Source organism: Pseudomonas sp. PAMC 25886 (assembly GCF_000242655.1).
Taxonomy (GTDB): domain Bacteria; phylum Pseudomonadota; class Gammaproteobacteria; order Pseudomonadales; family Pseudomonadaceae; genus Aquipseudomonas.
Window position 1 is genome coordinate 1 of sequence record NZ_AHHC01000091.1, and the last position, 7,389, is coordinate 7,389.

General features: G+C 63.9%; 6 protein-coding genes. All 6 read right to left on the minus strand.

Annotated elements, in window-relative coordinates:
* Positions 1–390: response regulator (locus tag MUM_RS0130615; protein WP_010176798.1), on the minus strand; the 390-nt coding region annotated here is incomplete at its 3' end.
* Entirely contained in the window at positions 387–2,684 is a 2,298-nt protein-coding gene (locus MUM_RS0130620; RefSeq protein WP_010176799.1) for a hybrid sensor histidine kinase/response regulator, read from the minus strand. The genes MUM_RS0130620 and MUM_RS0130615, both read right to left, overlap by 4 nt.
* The gene (locus MUM_RS0130625) at positions 2,681–3,367 is read right to left on the minus strand and encodes a chemotaxis protein CheW (protein WP_010176800.1); all 687 of its coding nucleotides are present in this window, start codon (positions 3,365–3,367) and stop codon (positions 2,681–2,683) included. The genes MUM_RS0130620 and MUM_RS0130625 overlap by 4 nt, the downstream gene beginning before the upstream one ends.
* Positions 3,364–4,626 (minus strand): CheR family methyltransferase, encoded by a 1,263-nt coding sequence (locus MUM_RS0130630; RefSeq protein ID WP_010176801.1) that lies wholly within the window; start codon positions 4,624–4,626, stop codon positions 3,364–3,366. The genes MUM_RS0130625 and MUM_RS0130630 overlap by 4 nt, the downstream gene beginning before the upstream one ends.
* A complete protein-coding gene (locus MUM_RS0130635) occupies positions 4,626–5,138 on the minus strand; it encodes a chemotaxis protein CheW (protein WP_010176802.1) in 513 nt (170 codons plus the stop codon). The genes MUM_RS0130630 and MUM_RS0130635 overlap by 1 nt, the downstream gene beginning before the upstream one ends.
* Positions 5,138–6,760, minus strand: coding sequence for a methyl-accepting chemotaxis protein (locus MUM_RS0130640; protein WP_010176803.1), 1,623 nt, complete (start codon positions 6,758–6,760; stop codon positions 5,138–5,140). The genes MUM_RS0130635 and MUM_RS0130640 overlap by 1 nt, the downstream gene beginning before the upstream one ends.
* Between the last annotated feature and the right edge of the window lie 629 nt (positions 6,761–7,389).

The window sequence follows — 7,389 nt, forward strand, 5'->3', positions numbered from 1 at the left end:
GATCAGCCAGCCGATATTGAGGATCTTGCGCAGCAGCGGCGCCGCTGCGTCCTTGGGATTGCCCACGCCCAGCGCAGGCGTGTCGACCACGTCCAGGGCGCCGTGGCCCATGGCTTCGAACACGCGGCTGACGTTGGCCTGGCGGTCGACCGTTACAATCAGAATGGCGCAAGGGCTCTCGGCCATGATCTGCCGGGTGGCTTCCACGCCGTCCATCACCGGCATGATCAGGTCCATCAGAATCAGGTCGGGCGTCAGCTCGGCGCAACGTTGCACGGCCTCCAGCCCGTTGCTGGCGACCCACACCACTTCATGGGCCGGCTCAAGGCTCAACGCCCGGCGCAAGGCCTCCACGGCCATGGGCATGTCATTGACGATCGCAATCCTCATGCCCGGGCTCCTCCGATCAGTTCCACCACCGCATCCAACAGCGCGTCGTCATGGAAGCTGGCCTTGGCCAGATAATAGTCGGCGCCGGCGTCCAGACCGCGGCGACGGTCTTCTTCACGATCCTTGTAGGAAACAACCATCACCGGCAGCGATTGCAGGCGAGTATCTCGGCGCAAGAGTGTGACCAATTCAATACCGTCCATACGAGGCATATCAATGTCAGTGATCAACAGGTCGAAGTCTTCGGAGCGCAGCGCGTTCCAGCCATCCATGCCATCGACCGCCACGGCCACTTCATAACCGCGATTAAGTAACAATTTGCGTTGCAGCTCGCGCACGGTCAGTGAGTCATCCACCACCAGAATACGCTTGCGCGGGGCTTCCAGGGTTTGCTGGGTGCGCCGGGCAATGCGCTCCAGACGACCGGTATTCAGCAGTTTGTCCACCGAACGCAACATGTCTTCAACATCGACAATCAGCACCACCGAGCCGTCATCCAGCAACGCCCCGGCAGAGATGTCCTGGACCTTGCCCAGCCGGTCATCCAGGGGCAGCACCACCAGCGTGCGCTCGCCGATAAACCGTTCCACGGCAATCCCGTAGACCGCGTCGCGCTCGCGGATCACCACGACCTTGAGGGTTTCCTGGTTGCCCTGCCCGGGCGGGCGCTGCAGCAACTGGCTGGCGGCCACCAGCCCGACGTGCCGGCCTTCGTGCCAGAAATGCTGGCGGCCTTCCAGTTGCACGATGTCGTCGGGTTCCAGGTCGCACATGCGCTCGATGTGGGCCAGCGGGAAGGCGTAGGCCTCTTCGCCCACTTCCACCACCAGGCTGCGCACCACCGACAGGGTCAATGGCACTTCCAGGTGGAAGCGACTGCCCTGCCCCGCCGTCTGCTCCAGCACCACGGCGCCGCGCAACTGGCGCACCATATGCTGCACCGCGTCCAGGCCCACACCGCGCCCGGAGACCTCGGTGACCTTGTCCCGCAGGCTGAAACCCGGCAGGAACAGGAACGTCAGCAGTTCCTCTTCGCTCAGGCGCAGGGCGGTTTCCAGCGGTGACAAATGCCGGTCGACGATGGTGCCGCGCAGGCGCTCAAGGTCGACACCGTTGCCGTCGTCGCTCAATTCCAGCACCAGCAACCCGGCCTGGTGCGACGCCCGCAGACGGATCAAACCTTCAGCCGGTTTGCCCGCCAACAGGCGCTGTTCGGGCATTTCGATGCCGTGGTCGACGGCGTTGCGTAATAAATGGGTCAGCGGCGCTTCGAGCTTTTCCAGCACGTCGCGGTCGACCTGGGTTTTCTCGCCTTCAATTTCCAGGCGTACCTGTTTACCCAGGCTGCGGCCCAGGTCGCGGACCATCCGCACCTGGCCGGCCAACACGTCGGCAAATGGCCGCATGCGGCACGCCAGCGCGGTGTCGTACAAAACTTGGGCACGCTGCCCGGCCTGCCAGCCGAACTCATCGATCTCGGCGGTTTTTTCCGCGAGCAGCGCCTGGGCTTCGCTCAGCAGGCGACGGGTGTCGGCCAGGGCTTCCTGGGCTTCCAGGCTCAAGTCGACGGTCTTGAGGTGGCCGTCGAGGTTTTCCAGGGCTCGGGCACTGTTGCTCTGGATGCGCTTGAGGCGCTGCAAACTGGCGAGGTAAGGCTTGAGCCGCTGGGTTTCCACCAGGGATTTGCTGGACAGGTCCAACAGGCTGTTCAAGCGTTCGGCGGTCACCCGCAACACCCGCTCGCCGCCTTCGGTCATGCGCTTGTTCTGGCGTGGCAGCTCGGCACTGACGGCTGGCGCGGGTTCAGGCTCCGGCGGCAAGGTCAGCAGCGCTTCCATCGACAGTTCAGGTTCTGGCGCGGGCGTTGGCGGTGGCGTTGGTGCAGCGGGCGGCACGACTTTTTGCGACGGGTCGAGCAAACGTTCCATCAGCGCCACGTAGGCTTCGATGTCCGCCGGGCCCACGGTGTTGCCCGGCGTGGCGATGCGCATCAGCAAATCGGTGCCTTGCAGCAACGCGTCGATATGTTCCGGCAGCAGGTACAACCGGCTTTCCTGGGCGCTGACCAGGCAATCTTCCATCACGTGGGCGACGCTGACACCGGCGTCCACCCCGACAATGCGTGCCGCGCCTTTCAGGGAATGGGCGGCGCGCATGCAGGCTTCGAGCTGGTCGGCCTGGGTCGGGTTGCGCTCCAGGGCCAGCAGGCCGGCGCTGAGCACTTGGGTCTGGGCGTCGGCTTCCAGGCTGAACAGTTCCAGCAGCGAGGCGTCGCGCATCTGATCGGGGGTCATGTGAGGCTCCGGGTCACGGCAGACAACAATTGCGCCTCGTCCAGCCAGCGCAGGCTGCGGCCTTTCCATTGCAACACGCCCTGGGTGTAGCGGGCACTGGCCTGGGTGCCGGAGGCGGATGCCGCGCTCAAGGTGCGTTCATCAATGGCATGGATACCGTCCACTTCGTCCACCGGCACCACCACCGGGCCGTCCTGCGCCGCGATGATCAGCATGCGCGGCATGATTCTTCCGCCACTTGGGCCGTTGCTGGTGCCGTCCAGCCCGAGCAATTCCACCAGAGACAGGCACGCCACCAGCGCGCCGCGCACGTTGGCCACGCCCAGCAAGGCGCGGGAACGCTGGTGCGGCAAGGAATGGATCGGTTGCAGCGGCGCCACTTCCACCAGGCAACGGGTGGCGATGCCCAGCCACTCCTCACCGAGGCGGAACATCAGCAGTGAACGGGTGACGACATCGCCCTCGACGTCCGGCGTCGCCACCGGCCGGTGATCGTCCTGCTGCAAGGCATAGCGGTCGAGCAGGCGCGTGGCGGCGGCGGAATACACCGAACAGTTGCGACAGTGGATGTGTTCGGCCAGCAGCGGGCAGGATTTGTCACCGTGAATGCCGATGCGGTTCCAGCAATCGTCGATGGCCTGGTTGTCGGCCAGGGTCAGGTTCAGCGCGGGATCCAGGGTCATGATTTACGCTCACTGTCAGCTCGCTCGCTGCGCGCGGCACGGGCCTGCAACCGGCGGGCACCGGCGACATCGCCCTGGGACTCAAGCAACGCGGCCAGGTGCATCAAGGCCTGCGGGTGCTGGGGTTCCAGGTACAAGGCTTTTCGATAATAACCCTGGGCTTCCAGGGCGCTGCCGGCCACATCGCTGAGCAGGCCCAGCCAATAAAACACCTGGGCCGCCGGCGGGTGGCTCTGCAAATAGCGCTCGCAGGCCGCACGGGCCTCCAGGCTTTTGCCTTCATTGGCCAGGGTCGCGATCTGACTGAGCAGATCGGCGGCGTCCGACTGTGCGGGCGGGGGTTTGATCGGCAGTACCTGAGCGCTGACCGTGCTGAATGGCCGTGGCCTGGTCGGGATCGGCGCGGCGCTGCGCTGGGGGATCGGCGCGGGCATCGGCACAAATACCGGCTCAGGCGCAGGTGACGGGTGGCGACTGAAGGCAAAGGACTGCGGCACACCAATCGAACGCATGCCCAGGCGCCCGAGCAGGCTGCCTTCAGCGGGGCCGATAAACAGCACACCGTCGACGTGGGTCAGGCCCTTGAGCACTTCAAACACCTGCCTCTGCGTCGGCTGGTCGAAATAGATCAGCAGGTTGCGGCAGAACACAAAATCGTAGGTGGGCTCGTTGGCCAGCAGCCTGGGGTCCAGCAGATTGCCCACTTGCAGGCGCACTTGTTCGCGCACCCGCTCGGCAATCAGGTAGCCGTCGCTTTGCTCGCTGAAGTGGCGATCACGGAACTCGATGTCCTGGCCGCGAAACGAATTCTTGCCATACACCCCACGCCGGGCGCGCTCCACCGACAGCGGGCTGACGTCCATGCCCTGCACCTTGAACTGATGCGGCGCCAGGCCAGCGTCGAGCAAGGCCATGGCAATCGAATAGGGTTCTTCGCCGGTGGAGCACGGCAGGCTGAGGATCCGCAGGGCACGCATCTGCTTGATCTCGGCCAGGCGTGCCAGGGCCAGCCGGCCCAGGGTGGCGAAGGATTCGGGATAACGAAAAAACCAGGTTTCGGGGACGATCACCGCTTCGATCAGCGCTTGCTGCTCGTCGGTGCAGGCCAGTAGCTGCTGCCAGTATTCGTCTGCCGTCTGCGCATGGAGCGCCAGGCTGCGCTGGCGTACGGCACGCTCGATGATCGCTTCGCCCACCGAGGCAACGTCCAGGCCGATGCGCTCTTTAAGAAAGTCGAAGAAGCGTTGATCACTGCTCATCAGCCCTCCTCGCCCGCGGCAAACAGCAGCGCCTGCACGTCGGCGGTCAACAGGTCGGCCACGCCGATCCACTGCATCAAGCCGCGCTCGTCTTCGCGCACCGGGCCCAGGTACGGAGCCTGGCGGTTATCCAGGCCATAAGGCTGGAACTCTGCCGGATCGCACCGCAGGGTGTCGGTAGCCTGTTCAAGGATCAGCCCCAGCCAGCGTGCGGGGATGAGCGCATCCGGCTGGTAATTGACCAGCACCAGGCGCGTGCTGGTGCGGGCCTGGGCCGGTGTGCCGAAGGTCAAGGCACTGAGGTCGATGACCGGCACCATCGCCCCGCGATGGGCAAAGATCCCGGCCACCCAGACAGGCGCATGGGCGATGGGCTTGAGCGGCAGGCGCGGCAGCACCTCGGCCACTTCCGTGGCCTTGAGGGCATACCGTTCGTTGCCGATGTGAAACACCAGGAACAGCGCTTTTTTCACTGCCGCAACGGCACCGCGTTTAGCCGCGAGGTCGCTCATCAGACTTTGAAACGCGACACGCCGCTGCGCAGGCCGACCGCGACCTGGCTCAGCTCATCGATGGCAAAGCTGGCCTGGCGCAACGACTCCACGGTCTGACTGCTGGCGTCGCCCAACTGCACCAGCGCATGGTTGATCTGCTCGGCACCGGTCGCCTGGGCCTGCATGCCCTCGTTGACCATCAACACCCGCGGCGCCAGCGCCTGCACCTGGTGGATGATCTGCGACAGCTGCTCGCCCACCTGCTGCACTTCGAACATGCCACGGCGCACTTCTTCAGAGAACTTGTCCATGCCCATCACCCCGGCCGACACCGCCGACTGGATCTCGCGCACCATCTGCTCGATGTCGTAAGTGGCCACGGCAGTCTGGTCAGCCAGGCGCCGTACTTCGGTGGCCACCACGGCAAACCCGCGGCCGTACTCACCGGCCTTCTCGGCCTCGATGGCGGCGTTGAGGGACAGCAGGTTGGTCTGGTCGGCCACCTTGACGATGGTGACCACCACCTGGTTGATGTTGCCGGCCTTCTCATTGAGGATCGCCAGCTTGGCGTTGACCAGGTCAGCCGCGCCCATCACCGAGTGCATGGTTTCTTCCATACGGGCCAGGCCTTGCTGGCCGGAGCCGGCGGCGACCGACGCCTGATCGGCAGCGGTGGAGACTTCGGTCATGGTGCGGACCAGGTCCTTGGACGTGGCCGCGATCTCCCGCGAAGTGGCGCCGATCTCGGTGGTTGTCGCCGCCGTTTCAGTGGCGGTGGCCTGTTGTTGCTTGGACGTGGCGGCAATCTCGGTGACCGAGGTGGTGACCTGTACCGAAGACCGCTGGGCCTGGGACACCAGGGCGGTGAGCTCGGTCATCATGTCGTTGAAGCCGGTTTCTACCGCGCCGAATTCGTCTTTGCGTTCGAGGTTCAGGCGTTTGCTCAGGTCACCGGTGCGCATGGTTTCGAGGATGTCGACGATGCGTTTCATCGGCGCCATGATCGCGCGCATCAGCAGCAGGCCGCAGAGGCCGGCGGCCAGGATCGCGAGGATCAGCGAGACGCCCATGCTGATTTTTGCGGCGGACACCGCGTCGTCGATGGCGTTGGTGGCGCGGTCGGCGACGTCTTTGTTTTCGGTGATGATGTCATTGAGCTTCATGCGGCCTGCGGTCCAGGTCGGGGTGAGCTCGGCGTCGAACTGCTTGCGGGCGGCGACCACGTCACGGTTCTGCAGGCGGTCGAGGACGCCGGACAGGGCCTTGTTGTAGGCCTGGTGCAGGGCTTCGAATTTATCGAACTCGGCCTGATCGTCGCCGCCGTTGATGGTCGCTTTGTAATTGGCCATTTGGGTGAGGATGCGGGCTTCGAACGACTTGAATTCGGCCTTGTCGGCGTCGGTCAGGCCCTTGTCTTCGCGCAGGCCAATGATGTCGAGGGTTTGCAGGTAGCTGTCGACCCAGGCGCTGCGGATCATCGAGCTCAGGTACACCCCGGGGACTGCGTCGTCACGGACCGATTCTTCGCTGAGTTCGATCTTCAGCAGGCGTGAATACGAGACCACTACCATCAGCAGCATGATCGCGATGATGACCGCAAAGCTCGCCAAAATCCGTTGGCGCAAGGTCCAGTTCTTCACAGTAATTCCTCGAGGGCCATTCAAATGGAGGGGAGTATAGCTGAGCGGGTGGCATCATTAATCAACGGGTTGTGGGATCTGGGTCACGCCGTGGGGGATTTTTTTGGGGGGGGGGCATATCCGTTGCTGCGGTCAGGGCGGCTATTGGTTCCGCTCTTACAGCGGGTCACTTTTGGAAAAGAGCCCCAAAAGTAACCAAAAGGGCTCTTGCCCCACCACTCGGCACCTCGCCTAGGCTCGGTGTGCCCTCACTCCGGCTTTGGACCGTGGGCCGCCGCGATGGGCCATCCTTGGCCCAGCGCGGCTAACCCGGCGTCCTGCCGGGTTACCCACGCTCCAAAGCCTGCGTTCGGCCAGCGTGGTTTAACGGGGCGCCTAAGATCAAGATCAAAAGCAGATCAAGAGCACAGCGGCCTACAGGCCGGCTTGAGTGGTGTGAAGCAAAGGCAAGATCAAAATCTAAAGCCAGAGCGGGCACGGTCAAATGTGGGAGCTGGCTTGCCTGCGATGGCATCGCCTCGGTGTACCTGAAAGACCGAGTTGTCTGCATCGCAGGCAAGCCAGCTCCCACAGAAAAGCAGAGCTGCATCAGTTTCAGATTTGGTTTCGCTTTGGCTTTTGCTCTGGCT

Excerpts from the sequence above, each read along its gene's own strand:
- MUM_RS0130635 (WP_010176802.1), bottom strand. The coding sequence starts at position 5,138 with ATGAGCGACCTCGCGGCTAAACGCGGTGCCGTTGCGGCAGTGAAAAAA.
- MUM_RS0130620 (WP_010176799.1), bottom strand. The coding sequence starts at position 2,684 with ATGACCCCCGATCAGATGCGCGACGCCTCGCTGCTGGAACTGTTCAGC.
- MUM_RS0130625 (WP_010176800.1), bottom strand. The coding sequence starts at position 3,367 with ATGACCCTGGATCCCGCGCTGAACCTGACCCTGGCCGACAACCAGGCC.
- MUM_RS0130630 (WP_010176801.1), bottom strand. The coding sequence starts at position 4,626 with ATGAGCAGTGATCAACGCTTCTTCGACTTTCTTAAAGAGCGCATCGGC.